This is a genomic window from Curvibacter sp. PAE-UM (assembly GCF_001432305.1).
Lineage (GTDB): Bacteria > Pseudomonadota > Gammaproteobacteria > Burkholderiales > Burkholderiaceae_C > Hylemonella.
In genome coordinates, this window is the sequence record NZ_KQ483358.1 from 3328517 (window position 1) to 3352827 (window position 24311).

27 protein-coding genes are annotated in these 24311 nt (G+C 63.2%); 3 read left to right on the top strand and 24 right to left on the bottom strand.

Going from position 1 to position 24311, the window contains the following annotated elements; translation table 11 throughout:
- The gene (locus AO057_RS15905; protein ID WP_156404588.1) at nt 1–600 is read left to right on the top strand and encodes a hypothetical protein; all 600 of its coding nucleotides are present in this window, start codon (nt 1–3) and stop codon (nt 598–600) included.
- A 122-nt stretch (nt 601–722) separates the two neighbouring features.
- Here the strand turns inward: AO057_RS15905 and AO057_RS15910 are convergent, their stop codons facing one another.
- A complete protein-coding gene (locus tag AO057_RS15910; RefSeq protein ID WP_057676866.1) occupies nt 723–1283 on the bottom strand; it encodes a YggT family protein in 561 nt (186 codons plus the stop codon).
- A 100-nt stretch (nt 1284–1383) separates the two neighbouring features.
- Here AO057_RS15910 and lysS point away from each other — a divergent pair, with 100 nt between their 5' ends.
- A complete protein-coding gene (gene lysS / locus AO057_RS15915) occupies nt 1384–2916 on the top strand; it encodes a lysine--tRNA ligase (protein ID WP_057676867.1) in 1533 nt (510 codons plus the stop codon).
- 24 nt (nt 2917–2940) lie between these two features.
- Entirely contained in the window at nt 2941–3459 is a 519-nt protein-coding gene (locus AO057_RS15920; RefSeq protein WP_057676868.1) for a YgjP-like metallopeptidase domain-containing protein, read from the top strand.
- Nucleotides 3460–3502: 43 nt separating this feature from the next.
- Here AO057_RS15920 and AO057_RS15925 read toward each other — a convergent pair whose 3' ends face one another.
- From AO057_RS15925 to AO057_RS16035, 23 genes are all read right to left on the bottom strand, one after another.
- A complete protein-coding gene (locus AO057_RS15925) occupies nt 3503–5089 on the bottom strand; it encodes a methyl-accepting chemotaxis protein (protein ID WP_057676869.1) in 1587 nt (528 codons plus the stop codon).
- Between the two features lie 106 nt (nt 5090–5195).
- Nucleotides 5196–6254 (bottom strand): beta-N-acetylhexosaminidase, encoded by a 1059-nt coding sequence (gene nagZ / locus AO057_RS15930; RefSeq protein WP_057676870.1) that lies wholly within the window; start codon nt 6252–6254, stop codon nt 5196–5198.
- Nucleotides 6255–6273: 19 nt separating this feature from the next.
- Nucleotides 6274–6696: a holo-ACP synthase gene (acpS, locus tag AO057_RS15935; RefSeq protein ID WP_057676871.1), complete on the bottom strand. Its 423-nt coding sequence runs from the start codon at nt 6694–6696 to the stop codon at nt 6274–6276.
- Complete coding sequence (locus tag AO057_RS15940; protein WP_057676872.1) at nt 6693–7442, bottom strand: pyridoxine 5'-phosphate synthase; 750 nt, start codon at nt 7440–7442, stop codon at nt 6693–6695. Before AO057_RS15940 ends, acpS begins: the two co-directional genes overlap by 4 nt.
- Nucleotides 7439–8188, bottom strand: a complete 750-nt coding sequence (gene recO, locus AO057_RS15945; protein WP_057676873.1) for a DNA repair protein RecO — start codon at nt 8186–8188, stop codon at nt 7439–7441. Before recO ends, AO057_RS15940 begins: the two co-directional genes overlap by 4 nt.
- A 24-nt stretch (nt 8189–8212) precedes the next feature.
- Entirely contained in the window at nt 8213–9148 is a 936-nt protein-coding gene (gene era / locus AO057_RS15950) for a GTPase Era (RefSeq protein WP_057676874.1), read from the bottom strand.
- A gap of 4 nt (nt 9149–9152) precedes the next feature.
- The gene (rnc, locus tag AO057_RS15955; protein ID WP_057676875.1) at nt 9153–9839 is read right to left on the bottom strand and encodes a ribonuclease III; all 687 of its coding nucleotides are present in this window, start codon (nt 9837–9839) and stop codon (nt 9153–9155) included.
- A 1-nt stretch (nt 9840) separates the two neighbouring features.
- On the bottom strand, nt 9841–10197 hold the full coding sequence (locus AO057_RS15960) for a DUF4845 domain-containing protein (protein ID WP_057676876.1): 357 nt from the start codon (nt 10195–10197) through the stop codon (nt 9841–9843).
- Between the two features lie 28 nt (nt 10198–10225).
- Nucleotides 10226–11200 (bottom strand): signal peptidase I, encoded by a 975-nt coding sequence (gene lepB, locus AO057_RS15965; protein WP_057676877.1) that lies wholly within the window; start codon nt 11198–11200, stop codon nt 10226–10228.
- A complete protein-coding gene (lepA, locus tag AO057_RS15970) occupies nt 11200–13008 on the bottom strand; it encodes a translation elongation factor 4 (protein WP_057676878.1) in 1809 nt (602 codons plus the stop codon). Before lepA ends, lepB begins: the two co-directional genes overlap by 1 nt.
- A 492-nt stretch (nt 13009–13500) precedes the next feature.
- Nucleotides 13501–14961 carry a DegQ family serine endoprotease gene (locus AO057_RS15975; RefSeq protein ID WP_082605665.1) on the bottom strand — a complete coding sequence of 487 codons (1461 nt, stop codon included), beginning with the start codon at nt 14959–14961 and terminating at the stop codon, nt 13501–13503.
- A gap of 67 nt (nt 14962–15028) precedes the next feature.
- Nucleotides 15029–16060 (bottom strand): MucB/RseB C-terminal domain-containing protein, encoded by a 1032-nt coding sequence (locus AO057_RS15980; protein ID WP_082605595.1) that lies wholly within the window; start codon nt 16058–16060, stop codon nt 15029–15031.
- A 17-nt stretch (nt 16061–16077) separates the two neighbouring features.
- Nucleotides 16078–16680, bottom strand: a complete 603-nt coding sequence (locus AO057_RS15985) for a sigma-E factor negative regulatory protein (RefSeq protein ID WP_240480800.1) — start codon at nt 16678–16680, stop codon at nt 16078–16080.
- Between the two features lie 11 nt (nt 16681–16691).
- The gene (gene rpoE, locus AO057_RS15990; RefSeq protein ID WP_057676879.1) at nt 16692–17315 is read right to left on the bottom strand and encodes an RNA polymerase sigma factor RpoE; all 624 of its coding nucleotides are present in this window, start codon (nt 17313–17315) and stop codon (nt 16692–16694) included.
- The gene (locus AO057_RS15995) at nt 17312–17773 is read right to left on the bottom strand and encodes a hypothetical protein (RefSeq protein WP_156404589.1); all 462 of its coding nucleotides are present in this window, start codon (nt 17771–17773) and stop codon (nt 17312–17314) included. Before AO057_RS15995 ends, rpoE begins: the two co-directional genes overlap by 4 nt.
- Before the next feature lie 21 nt (nt 17774–17794).
- Nucleotides 17795–19039: a beta-ketoacyl-ACP synthase II gene (gene fabF, locus AO057_RS16000; RefSeq protein ID WP_057676881.1), complete on the bottom strand. Its 1245-nt coding sequence runs from the start codon at nt 19037–19039 to the stop codon at nt 17795–17797.
- 116 nt (nt 19040–19155) lie between these two features.
- On the bottom strand, nt 19156–19395 hold the full coding sequence (acpP, locus tag AO057_RS16005; RefSeq protein ID WP_057676882.1) for an acyl carrier protein: 240 nt from the start codon (nt 19393–19395) through the stop codon (nt 19156–19158).
- Nucleotides 19396–19501: 106 nt separating this feature from the next.
- On the bottom strand, nt 19502–20248 hold the full coding sequence (gene fabG / locus AO057_RS16010; protein WP_057676883.1) for a 3-oxoacyl-ACP reductase FabG: 747 nt from the start codon (nt 20246–20248) through the stop codon (nt 19502–19504).
- Nucleotides 20245–21195: an ACP S-malonyltransferase gene (gene fabD, locus AO057_RS16015; protein ID WP_057676884.1), complete on the bottom strand. Its 951-nt coding sequence runs from the start codon at nt 21193–21195 to the stop codon at nt 20245–20247. Before fabD ends, fabG begins: the two co-directional genes overlap by 4 nt.
- Nucleotides 21196–21249: 54 nt before the next feature.
- Nucleotides 21250–22227, bottom strand: a complete 978-nt coding sequence (locus AO057_RS16020) for a beta-ketoacyl-ACP synthase III (RefSeq protein ID WP_057676885.1) — start codon at nt 22225–22227, stop codon at nt 21250–21252.
- 50 nt (nt 22228–22277) lie between these two features.
- Nucleotides 22278–23303, bottom strand: a complete 1026-nt coding sequence (gene plsX, locus AO057_RS16025; protein WP_057676886.1) for a phosphate acyltransferase PlsX — start codon at nt 23301–23303, stop codon at nt 22278–22280.
- Between the two features lie 108 nt (nt 23304–23411).
- Nucleotides 23412–23594 (bottom strand): 50S ribosomal protein L32, encoded by a 183-nt coding sequence (gene rpmF / locus AO057_RS16030; RefSeq protein ID WP_057676887.1) that lies wholly within the window; start codon nt 23592–23594, stop codon nt 23412–23414.
- Between the two features lie 149 nt (nt 23595–23743).
- Entirely contained in the window at nt 23744–24292 is a 549-nt protein-coding gene (locus AO057_RS16035) for a YceD family protein (protein WP_057676888.1), read from the bottom strand.
- Between the last annotated feature and the right edge of the window lie 19 nt (nt 24293–24311).

Sequence of the window (24311 nt, forward strand, 5' to 3'; positions counted from 1 at the left end):
ATGAGCGATCAAGAGGATCGGAACATAGAGCGCGCACTGTTGGATGCCTCTAGAGCGCCTCTGTGGAAAAGGATCAAACCATTTCTATTGATCCCGCTCGTAATGCTGCTGATCTACATTGGCATCAAGCCAATGTTTGTCACGATGTGGACCACTGAATCTGTGGCTGGCACATATGAACTCCACGGCAAAGACGGTCGCTCACTTGTCATTACATTCCTGCCAGACAGAGAAATATTGATGGCCTACCGAGAAGAATCGACAGGCTATCTGGAAGTAGCAAAAGCGAAGGCAACGGGACATATGGCGACCCATTACTTCGGCCCATTCTGGAGCATTGCGAAGGACGGCTCAATGACAACGCCGTTCGATTTGAGGCTGTACTTCAACGACGAAAAACCAGCCATTGTGCAGATAAAAATCGAACAGAAATACACATCTCAGGAAGGAAAAGATGTGTTTCTTAAGACCGGAGAGTCCAACGTTTCAGTTCTGTTGTTCAGGCCCAAAGAATTCAGGTTCGACTCGATGTGGCTTGAACATAAACCAGTTGACCAAGCTCTGGTTGCCAAGACAATTCAACTGTTGGACATGAAATAGGCTTTTCATGCCGCCGGCCAAGATACCAATAATACGGGTATGGCTACGAGCCCCCCAGCGTGGGAGATTCTGAAAGCACCCCATTGCAAAAGCAAAAACCGGCCGCGCGGCCGGTTTTTGCTTTACAGCAAGGCCACGCCCTGCAAGTGCCCCAGCACGATGGCCGCCACCTGCAGCAAGACCAGCAGCACCAGGGGCGACAGGTCCACCCCACCCACCAGCGGTACGAAACGGCGGATCGGTGCCAGAAAGGGGGCCACCAGGCGCTCGATGATGTCGGACAGAACGGTATGGGACTGCACCCAGGACAGCACCGCGTACACGATCACCAGCCCGGTCAGGCCGGAAATCACGAGGCGCACCACGCCAAACGCGGCCAGGATCAGCACCGACACATAGCTGGCGACGAAACTGGTGAAAGCCCACAAGAGCGAGAACATGGCCAGCTCGATCAGCCAGGCCGCCAGCAGGCTGGAAAGATCCCAGCGGCCGGCAGAGGGCACAAAACGCCGCAGCGGCAGCACCAGCCAGTCGGTCAAGGCAAAGACAAAACGACCCAGCGGATTGCCCGAGCGCGACGACATGGGGATGCGCTGGTACTGCATGTACAGGCGCAGGAGACAGGCGCCACCGAGTACGCCGGCCACGACTTCGAGCAGGAGGGAAAAGATCTGGAACAGCATGACGGGCCCGGTCAGAAGGGAAAAAGCTGAAGGGATGATAGCGTCATTAAAATAGCGGGTTCTGGCCCTCTCTCAGGGCCACCTCCTACCCGGCCCTCTCATGTCAGAACAACACACCGCTGCCCCCGCCCAGGACGAAAACCAGCTGATCGCCGAACGGCGCGAAAAGCTCAAGGCCATCCGCCAGCAGCAGGCCGACGGCAAGGGCCCGGCCTTCCCCAACGACTTCAAGCCGGCCGACCGCGCCGCCGAGCTCTTTGCGGCCCACGCCGGCCAGACCCCCGAAGGTTTGCTGGCCCAGGCCAGCCGCGCCAGCGTGGCCGGCCGCATGATGCTCAAGCGCGTGATGGGCAAGGCCAGCTTCGCCACCCTGCAGGACAGCAGTGGCCGCATCCAGATCTACGTCAAGCGCGACGAGATCGGCGAGGAAGCCTACGAAACCTTCAAGCACTGGGACCTGGGCGACATCGTGGCCGCCGAAGGCCTGGTCTTCAAGACCAAGACCGGCGAGCTTTCCATCCAGGCCAGCAGCGTGCGCCTGCTGACCAAGAGCCTGCGCCCCATGCCCGACAAGTTCCACGGCGTGGCCGACCAGGAGGTGAAGTACCGCCAGCGCTACGTGGACCTGATGACCGACGAGGAGGCACGCCAGCGCTTCGTGGCCCGCAGCAAGGCCGTGAGCTCGATCCGCGAGTTCATGGTTTCGCATCGCTTCCTGGAAGTCGAGACGCCCATGCTGCACCCGATCCCGGGCGGCGCCAATGCCAAGCCTTTCATCACGCACCACAACGCGCTGGACCAGGAGATGTTCCTGCGCATTGCGCCCGAACTGTTTCTCAAGCGCCTGATCGTGGGCGGTTTCGAACGCGTGTTCGAGATCAACCGCAACTTCCGCAACGAAGGGATCTCGGTACGCCACAACCCCGAGTTCACCATGATGGAGTTCTATGCGGCCTACTGGGACTACCAGGACCTCATGACCTTCACCGAAGGCCTGGTGCGCCATGCCGCCCAGCAGGCCACGGGCACCTTGCAACTGAGCTACGGTGGCAAGCCGGTGGACCTGGCCCAGCCCTTCGAGCGCCTGACCATCCGCGAAGCCATCATCCGCCACAGCGAAGCCGGCAGCGCCTATGTGGACGACAGCGCCTGGCTGATCAACGCGCTCAAGAAACTCGGCATGAACGAGGAGAAGCACAAACTCTCGACCCGTTCGCTGTCCAGCCTGCAGGTGCTGTATTTCGAGGAAGTGGTGGAAGAAAAGCTCTGGCAGCCCACCTTCATCTGCGAACATCCGGTGGAAATCTCGCCGCTGGCGCGCGCCAGCGACACGCGTCCCGACGTGACCGAACGCTTCGAGCTCTACATCACCGGTCGTGAATTCGGCAACGGTTTCTCCGAGCTGAACGACGCCGAGGAACAGGCTGCGCGCTTCCACGCCCAGGTGGCGGCCAAGGACAGCGGTGACGACGAGGCCATGTTCTTCGACCACGACTTCGTGCGCGCCCTCGAATACGGCATGCCGCCAACCGGCGGTTGCGGCATCGGCATCGACCGCCTGATGATGCTGCTGACCGACAGCCCCAGCATCCGCGACGTGATCCTCTTCCCCGCGCTGCGCCGCGAAGGCTGAGCCGGCCCCACACCGACAGTCATCTTGAAATATCTGTCGGGTTATCCGCAGCCGATTCAGAGCCAGGTCCAGCAGCTGCTCGCCCAGGGCCGTCTGGGTGACATGCTGCTGGGCAAATACCAGCGCCGGCATGGCATCCGCACCGACCGTGCCCTGTTCTCTTACGTGCAGGACCTCAAGGCGGATTTCCTGCGCAGCGCCGAGCCCTTGAACAAGGTCTGCTTCGACAACAAGCTGCACGTGATCCAGCATGCGCTGGGCACGCACACGAGCATCTCGCGCGTGCAGGGCAGCCGGTTGAAGGCCAAACGCGAGATCCGCATCGCCACCTTGTTCCGGGACGTGCCCCTCGAATTCCTGAAGATGATTGCGGTGCATGAACTGGCCCATCTGAAGGTCCAGGCCCATGACAAGGCCTTTTACCAGCTCTGCACCCACATGGAACCGGACTACCACCAGATAGAGTTCGATCTGCGCCTGTACCTCACCTACGCCGAGGCCAGCGGGCGCCTGGACTGGCCGGATCAACCAGGCAGTTCCTGATACAGGCCGCAGTGAAGTACCGCCGCATGCGCGGCGATCCGCATCACGCCGTCAGCAGCAAGGGCTGGCGTTCCCGGTTCACGACGAAACGGCGCATCACCCCGGCCATGCGATCGGCCTGATCCTTGAGGCTGGCAGAAGCCGCTGCCGCCTGCTCGACCAGGGCCGCGTTCTGCTGGGTCATCTGTTCAAGCTGGCCCATGGACTGGTTGACGCCGCCGATCTCGTTCGACTGCACACTGGCGTCCTGTGTGATCGCCTGGATCATGCGGCTGACCTCGGCCACCTGCTGCACGATCTGCGCCATGGCCCGGCCGGCATCCTCGACCTGCCGGGAGCCTGCCGCCACTTCGGCACGGCTGGCATCGATCAGACCCCTGATCTCGCGTGCCGCCTCTGCCGAACGCTGCGCCAGCAGGCGCACCTCACCGGCCACCACGGCAAATCCCCGGCCCTGCTCGCCGGCCCGCGCTGCTTCCACGGCCGCATTGAGCGCCAGGATGTTGGTCTGGAAGGCGATGCCGTCGATCACCGCGGTGATATCGGCAATCCGGCTACTGGAGGCCTGGATGCCCTGCATGCTGTGCACGACCTGCTGGACCAGTTCACCGCCCTGCCCGGCGGAACTGGCGGCGGCACTGGCCATCTGGCTGGCAGATCGCGCCGACTCGGCCATGGTGCGTACCGTGGCGGTCAGGGCATCCAGCGAAGCGGCCGCCTGCTGCAGGCTGGCCGCCGCCTGTTCGGTGCGCGAGCTCAGGTCCAGGTTGCCGCTGGCGATCTGTGCGCTGGCGCCCGTGATGCTGTCGGCGGACAGCCGGACGTCCAGCACCATGGCCTGCAAGGCATCGACCATGCCATTGAAATCGTGTGACATGCGGCCCAGCTCGTCCTCGGAGCGCACCTGTACTGCGCGCGACAGATCCCCCGATCTGACACGCGTGATGCCTTCGGTCAGCTGGGCCAGCGGCTGGCGAATCCGCGCCAGCAGGACGCTGCCCAACGCCAGGCCGCTGAGCACGGCAAATGCAAGGCCCACGCCCACCAGCCAGGTCAGTTGATAAACGGCCGCATTCACCTTTTCCCCGCCGGCCTCGGTCAGCCGGCGGTTCTGCTCGATCGCCTGGCCGATACTGGCTTCGGCCGCCAGCGCAGACAGCACAGGCTGCTGGATTTCCTCTTCGAAGATCGCCTGATCGAGGATTTCGCGGCGCTCGATCCTGCCAACGATGCCGCCAACCCGGGCGATGTAGCTGTCCTGATGCGCCTGCCCGTCCCTCAGCATCCGGGCCAGGGCCGGATCGGGCTCGGCCTCGATGGCGGCGTGCAGCTGCGTGGTGACTGCGGCGCCATGCAACTTCCACTCCGCGATGCGCTGCGGGACCCGCTCCATCTTCATCAGCAGATCGATGGAAATATCCTTTTCGGCACGGCGCAGTTTCAGCAGGTTTTCCTGGACCGCGGCCATGCGTACCAGTTGGGCCAGGTCCGCGTTCACGGTCTGGTGGGCCTGGGCCTGGATGCCTTGCACGGCCCAGGCCGTGAAAACACCGACCAACAGAAACACGCCGACCAGCAGCGCGATGGTCATCCCGATCCGCTGAACCAGCGTCAACTTCAGACTCGTCATCCCAACTCCCCGATACCGCAGGTCAAACGTGATCTGCTAGGCGTCAGTAGAAAAGTTTATGACTCTTGTGTTTCGGTTTCGTGACAGACGGGACATCGACCGGGACTCAGGGGATCAGGTCCAGCGCATGCATATAGGCCGAGCTGACCATGAGTTCGTCCCAGTCGGGCGGCGGTGTCTGCGACAGCAGGGCCAGGCGCCGGGCTTCCCCCGCCTCGTCGGGTTGCCACTGGCCCTTGACCTGCGCCTCGGTCAAACCGGCGATCAGTTCGTCCACGGCCTTGCCGCCGTCGAGCGACTGGTTGCACAGCAGCACCATGTCGCAGCCGGCGTTCAGCGCCGTGACGGCCGCCTCGGTGTAGCTGACCTGGCGGCCGTCGATCAAACGTGCCCCGGCCATGCTGAGGTCGTCGCTGAAAACCGCCCCCTGGAAATGCAGACGACCGCGCAGGATATCGCCCAGCCATTTTTCGGAGAAGCCGGCAGGCCGCGCGTCCACCTTCGGGTAGATCACGTGGGCCGGCATCACGCTGTCCAGTGAGGTACTGAGCCAGCCATAGGGTGCGGCATCGTCGGCCAGGATGGCCTTGAGGCTGCGTTTATCCACCGGGATCTCGGTGTGCGAATCGGCCTTCACGAACCCATGCCCGGGAAAATGCTTGCCGCAGCTGGCCATGCCCCCCAGGCGCAGGCCGTGCATCAGGCTCTTGGCCAGCAGGGTCACGACACGCGGGTCGCGACCGAAGGCGCGGTCGCCGATGACACCACTCTCGCCATGGTCCAGGTCCAGCACCGGGGTGAAGCTGAAGTCCACGCCGCAGGCACGCAGCTCGCTGGCCAGCACCTGGCCGCAGGCGGTGGCCGCGTTGGTGGCGCCCAGCTGATCGCGTGACCACAGCGTCCCCAGGGCGCGCATGGGCGGCAGATGGGTGAATCCCCCGGTCTTGAAGCGCTGCACACGGCCGCCTTCATGGTCGACACAGATCAGCAGATCGGCCCGAATACGCTTGATATCAGAACAGAGCGAAACCAGCTGGGACCGATCCTGCCAGTTGCGCGCAAAGAGGATGACGCCGCCGACCAGCGGATGGGCCAGGCGGCGGCGATCGTCCGCGTTCAGCATGGTGCCGGCAATGTCAATGATCAGGGGGGCATGTTGACTCATACGGGGCCTTCACAAAGGATCAGTCGTTGGGCGTTGCGCCGGGCATCGTGGAGATCTTTTCCACCACGACAAAACTGGCCGCGTAATCCGTCTCGTCGGTCACGGTGACATGGGCACTCAGGCCCTGCGCCTCGAACCAGGTCTTGAGCTCACCGTGCAACACGATGACGGGCTTGCCGCTGGGCAGCTTGCCCACCTCGCACAGGCGCCAGCTCATGGGCAAACGCATGCCCAGGCCGATCGCCTTGGAAAACGCTTCCTTGGCCGAAAAACGGGTCGCGAGATAGAGCAGGCCACGCTCGGGCCAGCGTACGCTGCGCGCCTTCCAGGTAGCGAATTCGGCGTCGCTGAGGATGCGCTGGGCGAAGCGCTCGCCGTGTCGCTCCATGCTGAGGCGGATGCGGCGCACGTCGCAGATATCGGTGCCGATGCCGTAGATCATTTGGCAGCGTCCGCGATGCAGCGCAGGTAATCCCTGACCGTGGCGCTGTAGCCCAGCTCCAGTGCATCGGCGATGAGAGCGTGGCCGATCGAGACCTCGGCCACGCCCGGCACCTGGCGCAGGAAGTCGGTGAGGTTGTCGCGGTTCAGGTCGTGGCCGGCGTTCACCCCCAGTCCGGCATCCAGCGCTGCCTGCGCCGCCACGGCATAACGCTGCAGCTGCGCGGCCTGGCTGGCGTGGCCCCAGGCTGCCGCGTAGGGTTCGGTGTAGAGCTCGACACGGTCGGCCCCGGCAGCCCGGGCCAGCACCATCTGCCCGGGCACCGGATCCATGAACAGGCTGACGCGCACGCCCAGATCACGACATTCGGCAATCAACGGGCGCAGGCGCTCGGCATCCTGCGGAAAGCTCCAGCCGTGGTCACTGGTGAACTGGCCCTCGGCGTCGGGCACGAAGGTGGCCTGCTGCGGCCGGACCTGACGGATGAAATCCATCAGATTGTGGAAGGGGTTGCCCTCGATATTGAATTCGCGGCCCGGCCAGTCCTGCATCAGGGTGGCGATATCAAACACGTCCTGCGCGCGAATATGGCGTTCGTCAGGCCTCGGATGCACCGTGATGCCATGGGCGCCGGCCTGCAGGCACAGGACGGCTGCACGCGTGACGCTGGGGATGCCCAGATGGCGCGTGTTACGGACCAGGGCCACTTTGTTGACGTTGACGGAAAGAGCAGTTGGGGATTTCATAGCGACTGGAGATCAATCATCATCTGCCGGGTGCGCAGCGTGGACACGCCGCAATGGTAATGGAGCAAGGCACGCAGTTGCGGTTTCAGTTCATGCATCACGGCCGCACAGGCGCGCAAGGTGTCGGTAAAAGGCGCCCCGGATTCCAGCGCCAGTTGCAACGTCTGCCACTGTGCGCCGCTCAAGCCCGCACGATCTGCCTCGCTGCGCGTGCGCAGGCCGCCTTCGGGCACCAGCACGTACTGGGCATCGGCCTGCAGCGGCGCCAGTGCCAGCGTCTGGTGGTCCAGCCGCGGCAGCAAGCCGATCTCACGCAACAGCAGAAGCTCGAAGGTTCGCAACGCAGCCTGCAGCACCTCGTCGTGTTCGGAAGCCAGCACACGCACCACATTGGCATAGACATCGAACAAGACCGGGTGCGGGTCGTCACGCGCCAGCAGCAGCAGCAGCAATTCGTTGAGGTAATAGCCCGACAGCAGGGACTCGCCGGTGGGCATGACGTGGCCGCCCATCCATTCCGCGCCCTTGAGCGTGCGGATCTCGGCGTCGCCACCGTAGCTGACCTGCAGGGGCTGCAGCGGCAGCAACACGGGGCGGAAACTGGAACTGGGGCGCTTGGCGCCCTTGGCCACCAGGGCAATCCGGCCATGATGACGCGTGAACACTTCCAGGATCAGGCTGGTCTCGCTCCAGTCGTAGCGGTGCAGCACATAGGCCGGCTCTTCTGAAATGCGTTTCGTCGCCATCGCACTAGCCGGCCTGGCGGCCACTCACTCGTAGCCGAAACTGCGAACGCGAGCCTCGTCATCCGCCCAGCCGGAGCGAACCTTGACCCACAGCTCCAGGAAGACCTTGGCGTCAGCCAGCTTCTCCAACTCCACCCGGGTTTCCATGCCAATGCGCTTGATGCGCTCACCCTTATCACCGATCACCATGGCCTTGTGGCCGTCGCGCTCCACCACGATGGTGGCAGCAATGCGCAGCAGGCGCTTCTGTCCCTTCTTCTGCGGTGGTTCTTCTTCAAACTTGTCGATCACCACGGTAGAGGTGTAGGGTAGCTCGTCGCCAGTGAGGCGAAACAGTTTTTCGCGTACCAGCTCGCTGGCGAGGAACTTTTCGCTGCGATCGGTCAGCTCGTCTTCGGCATACCACCAGTCCTGCTCGGGAAGATATTTTTCGCAAATACCCAGCAGGCGCTCGATGTCCTTGGGGTTCTTGGCCGACATGGGCACGAACTCGGCAAAGGCGTGCTTGGCCTGCATTTCCTGCAACCAGGGGGCGATGTCACCGCGGCGGTGCACGTTGTCGAGCTTGTTGGCCACCAGCAGTGTAGGAATGCCCTGCCCCAGGAGGGCCAGCACGCGCGCATCTGCAGGGGTGAAGCTGCCGGCCTCCACAACCAGCAAGATCAGGTCCACGTCGGACACCGCGCCCACCACCGTCTTGTTCAGCGATTTGTTGAGCGCATTTCCGTGCACGGTCTGGAAGCCAGGCGTATCCACAAACACGAACTGGGTCGAACCCTGGGTTCGCATGCCGGTGATGCGGTGGCGCGTGGTCTGTGCCTTGCGCGAGGTGATGCTGATCTTCTGTCCCACCAGGGCATTGAGCAGCGTGGACTTGCCGACGTTGGGTTTGCCGACGATGGCCACCAGGCCGCAGCGATGCGGTGCTTCGGCAGACGGAGTTACCACTGTGCTTTCCATGAGGTCAGGCCTTGTCCCGCGTCTTGAGAGATTGCAACATGGCAGCGGCTGCCGCCTGCTCACCGGCCCGGCGCGAGTTGCCGATGCCGCGCTCGTTGAGGTTCAGTTCGGAGACTTCGCATTCGATATCGAAAGTCTGCCGATGGGCGGCCCCCAGGGTGCCCACCACACGGTACAGCGGCAACTTGAGTTTGCGCGCCTGCAGCCATTCCTGGAGCTCTGTTTTGGCATCCTTGGCACTGGCCTGCATCTGCGGGTTGATTTCCACGGCCTCGAAGAGACGCTGAACGAGCCCCTGGGCGGCGCCATAGCCGGCATCCAGATAGACCGCGCCGATCAAGGCCTCCAGGGCATCGGCCAGAATGGACGGCCGGCGGCTGCCTCCGGAACGAACTTCACCCTCGCCCAGGCGCACCACCTCGGACAAGCCCAGTCCGACGGCCAGCTGATGCAGGGTGTCCTGCTTGACCAGGTTGGCGCGGATGCGCGAAAGATCACCTTCCGGCAAGGCACTGAGTCGCTGGTAAAGCAGGTCGGCCACGGACAGATTGAGGACGGAGTCCCCCAGGAATTCCAGTCGCTCGTTGTGGTCGGCCGCGAAACTGCGGTGCGTGACCGCGCGCGCCAGCAAGCCTGGGTCAGAGAAACGATGCTGCAGGCGCTCCTGCAATGCGGTCAGACCATCAGCCACGCTATTTGGTGCTTCCTTCGTACTTGAGCGTCAGCCAGGCCGGACCGGCCAGATGGATCTCGCGCTCATAGGCAAAGCTGACGACCACCTTGTCACCCACCTTGGTTACCGTCAGGTCCTTGCCCTCGATGGACTTGATATCGTCGATCGTCGCTGCCTTGTCGAAGACGGCTTTCACCTCGGCCACCGTCCCTCCCTCTGCCGCCGCCTTCTTGGCCGCCTTGTGGATGGCCTGCAACTCGATCGCCGTCGGGACGATCTGTGCCAGGATGACCCCGCTGACCGCCAGGATGCCACCAATGAACAGCAGGCCGATAAAGGTGATGCCACGCTGCCCCGACTTCAGTTGCCTTGTCATAGTTTCCCCCGTCTATCCATCATCGATATCAGTTGAACGAACCAATGCGCTTGAGGTTGCCGAAATTCATCCAGACGAAGAAGGCCTTGCCAACGATATTCTGGTCCGGCACAAAACCCCAGTAACGCGAATCCAGCGAATTATCGCGATTGTCGCCCATCATGAAATAGTGTCCTTCGGGCACCTTGCAGACCACCCCCTCCACGCTGTAGCGGCAGTTCTGGCGGGAGGGGAAGTCGCCGATCTCGGCCTCCGAAAAGCCGCCACGACGCTCGCCGTCGACGATCATGCGGTGCGGCTTCGCCCCCAGGGCCTCACCATACTGCTTGAAGTAACGCATGACGTCTTCGTCGAAGAACTCGGGCAGTTCGCTGGTTGCCACCGGCTGGCCGTTGATCGTCAGCCGCTTGTTCAGGTAGGCCACCTCGTCACCGGGCACACCGACGACGCGCTTGATGTAGTCTTGGCTGGGCCGAGGCGGGTAACGGAATACCATGACGTCGCCGCGCTGGGGCTTGTTGCCCTCAGTGAGCTTGGTATTGAGCACTGGCAGGCGGATGCCGTAGTGGTATTTGTTGACTAGGATCAGGTCACCCACCAGCAGGGTCGGAATCATGGAGCCCGAGGGGATCTTGAACGGCTCGAACAGGAAGGAGCGCAGCAGGAAGACCACCACGATCACCGGGAACAGGCCGGCCGTCCAGTCCAGCCACCAGGGTTGCATCAGCAGCGTCTCGCGGGCTTGGGCCAGTTCGCCTCCTTCGTCCACGGCAATGCCCTGCTCCTGCAGGCCGGCGCGCCGCTGCAGCGCCTCGGCTTCCAGCCGGGCTGCTGCCTTCTGGCGCTGCGGCAGGAAATAGAAACGCTCGGCCAGCCAGTACAGGCCGGTCACCACCGAGGCCAGGAACAGCAGCAGGGCGAAGTTGCCCTCGATCGACCCGAAATACCAGGCACCTATATAGCCGGCGAAGGCCGCCAGCACCATCGCGGTGAGGATCTGCATCAATCCTCCACCTGCAAAATGGCCAGGAAGGCCTCCTGCGGCACTTCCACCGAACCGATCTGCTTCATGCGTTTCTTGCCTGCTTTTTGTTTCTCGAGAAGTTTCTTCTTGCGGCTGATGTCGCCGCCGTAGCATTTTGCCAGCACGTTCTTGCGCAGCGCCTTGATGTTCTCGCGCGCAATGATGTTGGCGCCGATGGCGGCCTGGATGGCCACGTCGAACTGCTGGCGGCTGATGATCTCGCGCATCTTGGCCGCCACGGCCCGGCCCCGGAAGGCGGCCTGGGTGCGGTGCACGATGATGGACAGGGCATCGACCTTCTCGCCGTTGAGCAGGATGTCGACCTTCACCACGTCCGATGCACGGTACTCCTTGAACTCGTAGTCCATGCTGGCGTAGCCCCGGCTGACGGACTTGAGTTTGTCAAAGAAGTCCAGCACGATCTCGCCCAGGGGCAACTCGTAGGTCAGCATGACCTGGCGGCCGTGGTAGGCCATGTTGAGCTGCAGGCCGCGCTTCTGGTTGGCCAGCGTCATGACCGGGCCCACGTACTCCTGCGGCATGTACAGGTGCACCGTCACGATGGGCTCGCGGATCTCCTGGATCTGGCTCTGGTCCGGCATCTTGGCAGGGTTCTCGACCATGATGACCTCGCCATCACCCCGGAGCACTTGGTAAACCACGCTGGGCGCGGTGGTGATCAGGTCCTGGTCGAATTCGCGCTCCAGCCGCTCCTGCACGATCTCCATGTGCAGCAGGCCCAGGAAACCACAGCGGAAGCCGAAACCCAGGGCCTGGGACACCTCCGGCTCGAAGTGCAGGGAAGCATCGTTGAGCTTGAGCTTTTCCAGGCTGTCTCGCAGGCCTTCGTACTGATTGGCTTCGGTCGGGTACAGACCGGCGAACACCTGCGGCTGGATTTCCTTGAAGCCGGGCAAGGCTTCGGTGGCCGGACCGGCGTTGTTGGGCAGCTTCTTTTCCAGCGTCACGGTGTCGCCCACCTTGGCGGCCTGCAGCTCCCGGATACCGGCAATGATGTAACCCACTTCGCCGGCCCGCAGCGACTCACGCGGCTGATTGGCCGGCGTGAACACGCCCAGGCTGCCGGCTTCATAAACGGCATTGGCGGCCATCAGCCTGATGCGTTCACCCTTGAGCAGGCGGCCGTCGACCACCCGCACCAGCATGACCACGCCAACGTAGCTGTCGAACCAGCTGTCGACGATCATGGCACGCAGCGGGCCGTCCGGATCACCCTTGGGCGCTGGAATCCGGGCCACGATGGCCTCCAGGATGTCGTCCACGCCCATGCCGGTCTTGGCCGAACAGGGGATGGCGTCGTCGGCGTCGATGCCGATCACGTCCTCGATCTCGGCCTTGGCATTCTCGGGATCGGCATTGGGCAGATCCATCTTGTTGAGTACCGGCAGCACCTCCACACCCAGGTCCAGCGCGGTGTAGCAGTTGGCCACCGTCTGCGCCTCCACGCCCTGGCTGGCGTCGACCACCAGCAAGGCGCCTTCGCAGGCCGACAACGAACGGCTGACCTCATAAGAGAAATCCACGTGGCCAGGTGTGTCGATCAGATTCAGGTTGTAGATCTGGCCATCACGGGCCTTGTATTGCAGTGCAGCGGTCTGTGCCTTGATGGTTATCCCACGCTCTTTCTCGATGTCCATGGAGTCGAGTACCTGTGCCTCCATCTCGCGCTCTTCCAGTCCGCCACAACGCTGGATCAAGCGGTCCGCGAGCGTCGATTTGCCATGATCGATGTGCGCGATGATCGAAAAATTTCTGATGTGCTTCATCAACGAAAACGTTTAAGTGATTGAATTTAAAAAGACGCGGGCAAGAAAAAAGGGCGCGTCGGGTTGTGACGCGCCCTGAACCAACAATCTATGGCAACTGCGATAGTTGGAGCTTCATTGTAGGCAAAAAGGCAGCCCCGTACAGCCCGAAAAATCGCAAATTTCCGTCGTTGCGACGTCACAACATGAATTTATCAACAGTTTATCAACAGATTCTTGTGCGCTGATCTTGAACAAGTTGTGGGTGATCTGTGGATGCCTCTGTATGAAGGCCCAAAGATCCCGCATGGTGGATTCAGCCCAGGACTATATGCAGGTAATGCCTGTCCGAACGCTGTGCATTCTAACCAAAATGTCGAATCTTGGCAATAAGTAAGTGAATGCAAACTTATAGAATGAACTTTGCACTGAGAATTTAAAAGATATTTGGCACAGGGTTTTCGCGGCAAAGCCCCTATCCCCAACTCGGGTTGGAGACGAGGTCGCTGGCCATCAGCGCACGGGCCTGATCACGGCGTACTGCGCCCACTCGCCCCGGCGGAACAGCACATGGACGGGTTTGCCCTTTTCGAGCTTGCCCTGCAAGGCTTCGAATTCGCGCACACTGGCGACCTCGACATTCGCCAGAGCCAGGATCACATCGCCCTCGCGCAGGCCGGCGCGGGCAGCGGCCTCGACCGCCGACTCCACCCGCACACCCCCCTTGAGATTGAGCTCCTTCTTCTGCGCCTCGCTGAGGTCGGTCACGGTCAGGCCCAGCGTCGGTGCGGCCCCGGAGCGCGGTTTGTCCTCACGCTCCTTGCGCGCCACCGGCTTCTCGACCTCGAATTGGCCGATGGTCACCGTGAGATCCTTGCTGCTGCCTCGGCGAAACACGGTCAACGTGCTGCGCGTGCCCGGCTTGATGCTGCCGACCATGCGCGGCAGGTCCGTCGATTTCTCGATCGCCTTGCCATCGACCCTGGTGATGATGTCGCCGGCTTCCACCCCGGCCTTCTCGGCCGGCGAACCGGTCTCCACCCCACGCACCAGCGCGCCCTGGGGCTTGCCCAGGCCGATGGCCTCGGCCACCTCCTTGGTCACCTGGTCGATCTGCACGCCAATGCGTCCGCGCGTCACACGCCCGCTGGCACGCAGTTGCTCGCTCACGCGCATGGCCTCGTCGATCGGGATGGCGAAGGCGATACCCATGTAACCACCCGAACGCGAATAGATCTGGCTGTTGATGCCCACCACCTCGCCGCGCAGGTTGATCAGCGGCCCCCCCGAATTGCCGGGATTGATCGCCACATCGGTCTGGATCAGGGGCAGATAGTCACCCGTGTCACGCTGCTTGGCACTGACGATGCCTGCCGTCACGGTGTTTTCCAGGCCGAAGGGCGAGCCGATGGCCATCACCCACTCTCCCACCTTGAGGCGGTTCACGTCCCCTACCTTCACGGCCGGCAAGCCCGTGGCCTCGATCTTCACGACGGCCACGTCGGTGCGCTTGTCGGCGCCCACGATGCGCGCCTTGAATTCGCGTTTATCGGGCAAGGTCACGAGCAACTCATCGGCGCCATCGACCACATGGGCATTGGTCATGATGTAACCATCAGCCGACAGGATGAAGCCCGAGCCCACGCCGCGTGGTTGCTCCTCGGGCTGCGGACGACCTGACCGCGGTGTCTGGCGCGGCAGGTTCGGGGGCACCGGCAGGCCAAAGCGGCGGAAGAACTCCAGCATTTCCTCATCCGTGCCGCTCTCGTCAGCCGCACGAGCGCTGACCTTTTCCAGGGTGCGGATATTGACCACCGAAGGCCCGACCTGATCGACCAGTTCGGTGAAATCCGGCAGGCCGCGCCCTTGGGCTGCGGCCGTGCCGCTCATGGAATAGGCCGCCATCGCCAGCAGGAGCACGGTCGCCAGCGTGAACAGCTTGCGCCTGGGTCCGGTGAACACCGATATAGCCATCACAGACATGTTGAACCCCATGTGATCAAAGGATTAAAGAAAAAAGGAAGGCCATGAAGATGTGGGCTCAGCGCGTGCGCTCAAGCCCCTGGGAAAAAGCCTGCAGGGTCTGGGCCGGCACCTCGCCCACGAGTGTCAACCACCAGGACGTGCCGCCCGCCATGACGCGGCGCACCAGCGCATGGGTGGCACCCAGGGCTTGCAGCCCCTCCTGACCGTGGTGGCGTGGGTCATAGGCCTCGATGAACACCGAGACCGAGGCCAGACCGTCCGAGAATGCCCACTGCACGGCATCCACCCCTGAGGCCGTAGGACGGCGGTAACAGCTCATGGCGCGAAAGCCTGGTACTTCCTGGACCAGCCGCCAGCCTTCGGCCGCAGGTGTGGTTTTCACCAGCGCCGGAGACTCCACCTTGTAGCCTTCGGTATTGCCCATCATGCGGCTGAGCTTGTCCATGCTGACCGGGGCGTCGAGCTGCAGTTCTGAGAATGCCACCTGCTCCAGAACCCGGCCCTGGTCGTCCAGGGTCTGCAGCTTGACCACCAGTCCCGTGCGTTTTTCACTCCAGATCCGGTAGCCAAAACGCAGGCTGTCCCGGGGGGTCAGCTGCACGATGTCGGCCTCGAAACCGGCCACACGTTCGCTGCCCTGGGGGCTGGCGCTGTAATGCTGTTCGATCGCGGCATCCACGGTCTTGAGCAGGTGCGGGAACAGCCCCAGGGCCTCGCGCTTTTCCGCCACAGCCACACGACTGAGCGGCGAGAAAGTCACGACCTCGTCGTTCCGCCGGAAGGTTGAACGTGGCGTACCGGTCAGCGACTCCACGCGTTCCATCTGCTGTTCCCCGTCGCACACGTGCCAGACACGCGCGCTGGCCATACTGCCACCCGAGGACACCACCAGCGTACCGATGTAGGCCCGGCGGCGCGAGGCCTCGTGCATGCGCAGCAGCCATTCGGAAATGCTGCGCTCACGCGAAACCACTTGGGCCGCTGCGCCAGAGGCACCTTGGTCAGCAACGGCCGGCAACACCAGCCCCGAAAGCAGGGCCGCCAGCAGGATCAGCTGAGGCCAGGAGAAGGTCGGCAAACGAAGCATGGACAGGCCCGCCTGATTCAGCGCGACGGGCGCTCGAAGGTGGCGTTGCGCAGGAAGCCCGCCGGCATCTGCAGGGCAGAGGTGCCCCCCAGTTGCTGGTGCGCGGTGATCAGCTGGTCCAGCCTCGGATCACGGATCATGACGGGGGGCTCGGCGTTCGTCTGCGCCACGGATGTCTGCGGCTTGACGGGCGCCGGCCCGGAAACCGCCATCTGTGCAGCTTGCGGCGAGGGAACGGCCAGTTGCCACCCCAGCACGGCCACCACAGCCAGAGAGCTCAGGCCAGCCACCAGCTTCCAACGCCAGACGCTGTCGTTGGCGCTGGACGGCACGACGCCCAGGCCGAGCCTGACCTCAGGCTGCGGACGGCTCCCCTCCTGATGCAAACGCAGGCGCAAACGCGCCACGAACTCGGCATCATGCGCACCGACTGCAGCGCCCGCCCCCGCGCGCATGACATCGCCGACCAGGTGGTAGCTGTGCCAACGCGACTGCGCCTCCGGGCTGGACTCCAGCGCGAGCAGGGCCTGCGTGAACTCCGCACCCTGCAGTTCGCCATCGGCCAGGGCCGAAGCCAGCTCATGGGCCTGCTCTGCCTGCTGCATCTTGGTTTCCTGCATCTGTTCTGTTCCTACCAACGTTTGCCTGTCTGCCGCTCCAGCATGGGACGCACCCGCGCCGAGATCGCCTCACGCGCCCGGAAGATCCGCGAACGCACCGTACCGATCGGGCAGTTCATTACGGCCGCGATGTCTTCATAGCTCAAACCCTCGATCTCGCGCAGGGTCACCGCCTGACGCAAGTCCTCCGGCAAGGCCTCCAGCGCGGCCTGCACAGCCTCGGCGATTTCGCGCGCGGCCAACAGGGTTTCCGGCGTTTCCTCTGCTATTGGTTCCCTTCCGGGCTGGAAAGTTTCATCCTCATCGCCCTCGGGTCGCAGCGCCGCCATGGTCACCAGCGGGTCGTGCTTGAGATCCAGCAAGGCTTTTTTGGCCGTATTGACGGCAATCCGGTACAGCCAGGTATAGAACTGCGCCTCTCCCCGGAACTGGTGCAAGGCCCGGTAGGCACGAATAAAGGTCTCCTGGGCGATGTCTTCCACCAGGTCGGTGTCACGCACCATGCGAGCGATCAGGCGCTGGATGCGGCGCTGGTACTTGAGAACCAGCAGCTCAAACGCCTTGGCATCACCCGCCAGGGTGCGTGTCACCAGCTGGGCATCGCCGTCACCACTCGGGGGTGGGGTCGCCGTCAAGATCCGGCCTCCTGCTGCGCCGGCAGGGCGGGCAGAGCCGGCGCCGCTGGCGCATACACGGCACGCCGCAAACTCTCCCACATCAGGGGCGCCATCCCGCGCTCGAGCCAGAGCCAGAAACCCCGGCCGTCCAGCGACTGGAATTCCAGCAGCACTCCCTGCTGCCAATCCAGACGCGAGCGTAGCTCACCGACGCACTGCACGCCCTGCGCTTCCCAGTTCCAGGACTGTCCATCCCAGGCGAGCAGACCCTCGGGCTGGCGACGCAGTTCCGCATGAACCAGCCAGGCACCACCCAGCCACAGAATCAGCGCCAGGCCGTGGGCCGCAGCAAAGTGGTCGGATTGCAGGACCCAGACCGCACAGACCAGGCCCGCCAGCAACCAGGGCAGCAGCAGGCACGCCGTGCGCATGGAAGAACGCCCCACCGGATAAGAAACCGCTGGGGCGCTGTGCATGTCGCTCTGAAATTCTGCGCGTCAGACGCGCTTGAAGACCAGGGTACCGTTGGTTCCGCCGAAGCCGAAGTTGTTCTTCACCGCGACATTGATCTTCACATCACGCGCGGTATTGGCGCAGTAATCGAGATCGCACTCCGGATCCTGGTTGAAGATGTTGATGGTGGGCGGGCTCTTCTGGTGATGCAGTGCGAGCACGGTGAAGACCGACTCGATGCCGCCAGCCCCACCCAGCAAGTGGCCCGTCATGGATTTGGTCGAATTGACCACGGTCTTCTTGGCGTGGTCGCCCAGCGCCGCCTTGATGGCGTTGGTTTCGTTGATGTCACCCAGCGGCGTGGAGGTGCCGTGGGCATTCAGGTAATCCACCTGATCGGCGTTGACGCCGGCATTGCGCATGGCACCCAGCATGGCGCGACGGGGGCCGTCCATGTTCGGGGCGGTCATGTGACCGGCATCGGCGCTCATGCCGAAACCGGACAGTTCGGCATAGATCCTGGCGCCACGGGCCTTGGCATGCTCGTACTCTTCGAGCACCATGACACCCGCCCCCTCGCCCAACACGAAGCCGTCGCGGTCCTTGTCCCAGGGGCGCGACGCCGTCTTGGGATCGTCGTTGCGGGTGGACAGCGCGCGCATGGCGGCAAAACCACCCACGCCCAGGGGTGACACCGTGGCCTCGGAACCGCCGGCAATCATCACGTCGGCGTCGCCGTACTCGATCAGTCGGCCGGCCTGGCCGATGCTGTGCAAGCCCGTGGTGCACGCCGTGACGATGGCCAGATTGGGACCCTTGAAACCGAAGCGCATCGAGACGTGCCCGGAAATCATGTTGATGATGGAGGCCGGCACGAAGAACGGCGAAATGCGACGCGGACCGCGGTTGGTGTACTCGGCATGCGTCTCTTCGATCAGCGGCAGGCCGCCGATGCCCGAGCCGATCAGACAGCCGATCCGCACCGCCTGTTCTTCGTCCAGTCCCTCACCGGTGGGCAGGCCGGCATCTTCGACCGCCTGCACGGCGGCGGCGATGCCGTAGTGGATGAAGGTGTCCATCGTGCGCGCTTCCTTGCTGCCGATGTACTTCTCCAGCTCGAAACCCTTGACCTCGCCGGCGAACTTGCAGGCGAAGTTGCTGGCATCGAACCTGGTGATCAGATCGATGCCGGAGCGACCGGCCAGCAGGCTGGACCAGGACTCGGCCACGGTATTGCCGACCGGGCTGATACAGCCCATACCTGTTACGACGACGCGACGACGGGACATAGTTTTCTGTGCAGGCTAGGAAACGGGAACCACCGCAAGCGGAAGACCCCATCCGGTTGGACAGGCCGCTTGCAGAGACGGGCGGCACAGCTGCGCCGCAACCGCCGGGTTGGCCATCAGGCCTTGTGGTGCGCCTTGGCGTAGTCGATGGCGTTTTGCACCGTGGTGATCTTCTCGGCGTCTTCGTCCGGGATCTCGATGCCGAACTCGTCTTCCAGTGCCATCACCAGTTCGACGGTGTCCAGGGAGTCGGCGCCCAGATCAGCCACGAAAGCCTTCTCGCTGGTCACCTGGGACTCTTCCACACCGAGTTGTTCGGCAATGATTTTTTTGACGCGTGCTTCGATATCGCTCATGTGTTCCCTCAGAGGGTTGTAAATGAATCCGTGATTTTAGCTGGCCCGGGAAAAGGGTTTTCCCGGGCTGCTGCCGTACGGATAAATCGGCTTGATTCTTGCCCCGTTACATGTACATGCCGCCGTTGACGTGCAGTTCCTGCCCCGTCACGTAAGCGGCATGCGGCGAGGCCAGGTAGGCCACGGCGTGCGCAATGTCGGCCGGCTTGCCCAGGTGACCCAGCGGAATCTGCCCCAGCAGGGCCTTCTGCTGCTCTTCAGGCAGATGGGCCGTCATGTCGGTCTCGATGAAACCCGGCGCCACGCAGTTCACCGTGATGTTGCGCGTGCCGAGTTCTCTCGCCAGGGCGCGCGTCATGCCGGCCACGCCGGCCTTGGCAGCCGCGTAGTTGGCCTGGCCCGGATTGCCCGAGGCGCCGACGACCGAGGTGATGCTGATGATGCGGCCGTAACGCTGCTTCATCATGGTGCGCATCACGGCCCGGCTCATGCGGAACACGGCCTTGAGGTTGGTGTCCAGCACCTCGTCCCACTCGCCATCCTTCATGCGCATGGCCAGATTGTCACGCGTGATGCCGGCGTTGTTGACCAGCACATGCAGAGCGCCTTGCTCCTTGACGATGGCATCGATGGCGGCATCGCAGCCTGCCGCGTCGTTGACGTTGAGCTTGATGCCCTTGCAGCCGTTGAAGGCCGCCAGGGCGGCGCTGATCTTCGCCGCGCCGTCGTCACTGGTGGCCGTGCCGATGACCTTGAGGCCCTGGTGGGCCAGTTCGTGCGCAATGGCCGCGCCAATGCCACGCGAAGCGCCGGTGACCAGGGCCACCTGGCCATCGAATTTCATTTCACTCATGCCAAAGCTCCTTTGACTTCCGCCAGCGTGGCCGGATCAAACAGGGCCATGCCGGTCAGCTCGGCGTCGATACGCTTGACCATGCCGGCCAGCACCTTGCCGGGGCCGCACTCGACGATGTTCACCATGCCGTGCGCCTTGATGGCCTGCACGCACTCCACCCAGCGCACCGGCCCGAAGGCCTGGCGATAAAGGGCGTCGCGAATCCGGTCGGCGTCGACCTCGACCGTCACGTCGATGTTGTTGATCAGGGTGATCTGCGGCTCGCCCAGCTCCATGTCCTCCAGACGCTCGCGCAGTTTCTCGGCGGCCGGCTTCATGAGGCTGGAGTGAAAGGGTGCCGACACCGGCAGCGGCAGGGCGCGCTTGGCGCCGTTGGCCTTGAGGACTTCACAGGCCTTCTCGACCGCCGCCTTGGAGCCAGCGATCACGGTCTGGGCCGGATCGTTGAAATTGACGGCTTCGACCACTTCGTTCGAATTCGGACCGAAGGACTGCACCACCTCGGCACAGCCCGCGATCACCTTGGCCGCCTCCATCCCGAGGATGGCGGCCATGGCACCGGTGCCCACCGGCACGGCCTCCTGCATGGCCTGGGCGCGAAAGCGCACCAGCGGCACGGCCTGCGACAGCGTCAGCACACCGGCTGCCACCATGGCCGAATACTCACCCAGGGAATGGCCGGCCACAGCGGCCGGTACAACGCCGGTCTCGCTCATCCAGACACGGTAGGCGGCGACACCAGCCACCAGCATCACGGGCTGGGTATTGGTGGTCAGCGCCAGGGCCTCCTTGGGGCCGTCCTTGATCAGCTGACCCAGGTTTTCACCCAGGGCATCGGAGGCTTCCTGCAGCGCTTCGCGCACTTCGGGATGGTCGCCCCAGGCATCGAGCATGCCGACCGACTGCGACCCCTGGCCCGGAAAGACAAAGGCAAACGGTTTCATCTTGTTGCTTGGTGTTGTGTATTGGAGTGAAGGCGCCGTGTACGGCGCCCCTGCCTACATTTTCAGCAGGACGGCGCCCCAGGTAAAGCCACCGCCTACACCTTCGAGCATGACCAGGTTGCCCGGCTTGACGCGGCCACTGCGCACGCCGACGTCCAGCGCCAGCGGGATCGAAGCGGCCGACGTGTTGCCATGCTGGTCCACGGTCACGATCACCTTGTCCATGGGCAGCTTCAGCTTCTTGGCCGTGCCCGTCATGATGCGGATATTGGCCTGGTGCGGGATCAGCCAGTCGATGTCGCTTTCCTGCTTACCGGCCTTGGCCAGCACCGCGCGGGCCGTTTCTTCCAGCACCCCCACAGCCAGTTTGAAGACCGCCTGGCCATCCATCTTGAGCAGCGGGTCGCCCAGCACGATGCCACCACAGACATGGCCCGGCGTGCACAGGATGTCGACATGCTTGCCATCGGCATGCAGGTCACTGGCCAGCAGGCCCGGCTCCTCCGATGCCTCCAGCACCACCGCACCGGCGCCATCACCGAACAGCACGCAGGTGGTTCGGTCCTTGAAATCGATGATGCGAGAAAAGACCTCGGCACCCACCACCAGCGCCCGGCTCGCCGCGCCGCTCTTGATCATGGCGTCGGCCACGGTCAGCGCATAGACAAAGCCGCTGCAGACCGCCTGCACGTCGAAGGCCGGGCAGCCGTTGGCGCCAATCTTGTTCTGCAGGATGCACGCCGCGGACGGGAACACCATGTCAGGCGTCGAGGTCGCCACGATGATCAGGTCGATATCCTTGGCGGCCACGCCAGCCGCGTCCAGCGCACGGCGAGCGGCTTCGGCCCCCAGGTCGCTGCTGGTCACGCCGGCTTCGGCGAAGTGACGGGCACGGATACCGGTGCGCTCGACGATCCACTCATCCGAGCTTTCAATGCCATCGGCAGCCAGCTGGGCCACCAGATCGGCATTGCTCAGGCGCTTGGGCGGCAGGAAACTGCCGGTACCGGTAATGCGGGAATAACGACTCATTGATTGTTCTGCTTGAAATTCGGGTTACGGGCGCGGCGGGCCCGCCCTGGCTACTCTGCAGCGGCCACCCCGGCCAGCAGCGGAGCGGCATGCGCGATACGGGCCTGGACCCGCTCAAGTAGCTTGTTCCGGGCTGCATCATACGCGCGGTTCAGGGCATGCTCAAAAGCCAGTTCGTCGGCCGAGCCATGGCTTTTGAACACCAGCCCCCGCAGGCCCAGCAAGGCAGCGCCGTTGTAACGGCGGTAGTCCATCTTCTTTTTAAGAGAAGATAGAACAGGATACGCAACAATAGCCGCCATTTTTGTGAAGATGTTGCTCGAAAAGCCTTGCTTCAGAAAACCGCCGATCATCGCAGCCAAGCCTTCACTCGCCTTCAGGGCCACATTACCGACAAAGCCGTCGCAGACCACGATATCCGTCGTTCCCTTGAAGATATCGTTGCCTTCAACATTGCCGTAAAAATTTAGATCGCCAGAATTGGCGGCAGATCTAAGCAATTCACCAGCTTTTTTAATGACTTCGCTGCCCTTGATGACTTCCTCGCCGATATTGAGCAAGCCGACCGATGGGTTGGGATCATCCCGCAGCACCGACACCAGGGCCGAGCCCATGACGGCAAACTGCAGCAGGTGCTCTGCGGTGCAATCCACATTAGCCCCAAGATCCAGCACCGTGGTGGCCCCGCCGGCCGCATTCGGCAGTTGGGTGGCGATGGCCGGGCGATCGATGCCCTCCATCGTCTTGAGCACGTAACGGGCAATCGCCATCAAGGCCCCCGTATTGCCAGCCGAGACGGCCGCCTGGGCCGTGCCGGCCTTGACCTGCTCTATGGCCACCCGCATGGAGGAATCCTTCTTGCGGCGCAGGGCGACCTCGATCGGATCGTCCATGCCCACTACCTCACTGGCAGGAACGACGCGCGCGCGCGCATAGGTGGCGCCGCTCAGGCGGTCGGGCAGGCCGACCAAGAGCAACTCGGCATCCGGGTGGTGGTCAAGGAAATTGCGGCACGCCGCGAGCGTGACGCGGGGGCCGTGATCGCCCCCCATGCAGTCCACAGCAATGGTGATCATGGGCAAGCTAGGCAATCAGGCGCAAGAGGAACCGAAAGAGGATCGGCATCAAGACAAAGGCCCGAGCTACCTGTTGTGTAGCGTCGGGCCCTGCAGAACCTGAGGTGGTCAGGCTTCGGATTTGGTCTTCAGCACCTTGCGGCCACGGTAGAAGCCGTTGGGGCTGATGTGGTGACGCAGGTGGGTCTCACCCGTGGTCGGCTCGACGGCGATGCCGGGCACGTTCAGGGCGTTGTGCGAACGGTGCATGCCGCGCTTGGAGGGCGACTTTTTGTTTTGCTGGACTGCCATGGTTGGCTCCTGGTAATCAGGCCGCGCGACAGGCGCACGGCACAGGTTGTTCAAGGGTGGGACAGATCGGCACAGGTTGGGTCTGCGCGAAACCGTGAATTATAGCTTAACTTGTTGATTTGACGCCAGTTTTGCAAAGCGCCCGGCCTTCAGCCCTTCTTGGCGCCTTTCAGGCCCGCCAAGGCGGCAAAGGGGTTGGGCTTTTCAGCCTGGGCCGCCTCGAAATCCGCGTCCTGGGCAACCAGCTTGACCTCGGTCGGGCAAACCTCGTGACGTGGCACCACGGGCATCTCCATCAGCAGCTCGTCCTCGATCAATTCCTGCAGATTGAACTCGCGGGTCAAGGCCAGCACGTCCTCTTCGGCCTCCTCGTCCTCAGTCTCGGCCTGCTCTTCGCTGGGCACAAAACGGAAGTCACGCACCACCGCAAGCTCGATATCCGCCGGCCCCAGGCAGCGCTGGCAGGTCAGCGGCAGACTGACCTGGGCGCTCAGGTGCAGCCAGATCTGGGCAAAACCGCTGGCGTCGATGCGCTGCTCGCCCCGGGCATTCCATCGCACCGGGCGCTCGGCGCCAACACCACCGGTTTCTGCGAGCAATCGCTCATATTTTGATAGCAAATCCTGGCCGGACAGGACTGCACCGGCTTGGGCAAAGGCCTTGATATCCAGGCGGCGGGCATGAAACTCTTGGGTCATGCCGGCAGTGTAAGAGAAT